Origin of the sequence: Herbiconiux daphne, from assembly GCF_024979295.1 — a bacterium.
Taxonomy (GTDB): Bacteria; Actinomycetota; Actinomycetes; order Actinomycetales; family Microbacteriaceae; genus Herbiconiux; species Herbiconiux daphnes.
The window spans coordinates 1-557 of record NZ_JANLCJ010000687.1 but is presented as its reverse complement, the minus strand read 5'-3'; the positions used below and the strand labels follow the sequence as shown (position 1 = coordinate 557).

4 tRNA genes are annotated in these 557 nt (G+C 51.0%); all 4 read right to left on the bottom strand.

Annotated features, from left to right (window positions below):
- Window positions 1-16 precede the first annotated feature (16 nt).
- Window positions 17-93, bottom strand: a tRNA-Pro gene (locus N1032_RS27170).
- Between the two features lie 65 nt (window positions 94-158).
- A tRNA-Ile gene (locus N1032_RS27165) sits at window positions 159-234 on the bottom strand.
- Window positions 235-236: 2 nt separating this feature from the next.
- Window positions 237-311: transfer RNA gene (locus N1032_RS27160), tRNA-Asp, on the bottom strand.
- Between the two features lie 10 nt (window positions 312-321).
- Window positions 322-398 (bottom strand) — tRNA-Asn (locus N1032_RS27155).
- Between the last annotated feature and the right edge of the window lie 159 nt (window positions 399-557).

The window sequence follows — 557 nt, the reverse complement described above, 5'->3', positions numbered from 1 at the left end:
GTAGCGAATCGGAAATTGGTCGGCGTGGCAGGATTCGAACCTGCGACCCACTGCTCCCAAAGCAGTTGCGCTGCCAAACTGCGCTACACGCCGTATGCTACCCCCGCAACTTCTGTAGCCGAATCTTATTACTGACACTACAGACGCAGGGTGTTTTATGGTTGCTTCAACTGGACTCGAACCAGTGACCTACCGCTTATCGGGCGGGTGCTCTACCAACTGAGCTATGAAGCAATTGGCGGTACTACCGGGAATCGAACCCGGCTCACTGCCGTGACAGGGCAGCATTCTAACCGATGAACTATAGTACCAATCCAAATGTGGCGATGAAGACAGGACTTGAACCTGTGACCCGCTGATTAACAGTCAGCCGCGCTAACCAACTACGCTACTTCATCATATTGGCTTAGGCCACTCACACCTCAGCAAGCGATGTTGAGATTGGCGTGTAAGTAACCTAACCAATATGTGTTAGGGCATTCAGACTTTGTAAGCGCCAACAAACAGAAGTCACCAGACCGTGGAAGGTAATGGCTGAATACCCTAACAAATAGACC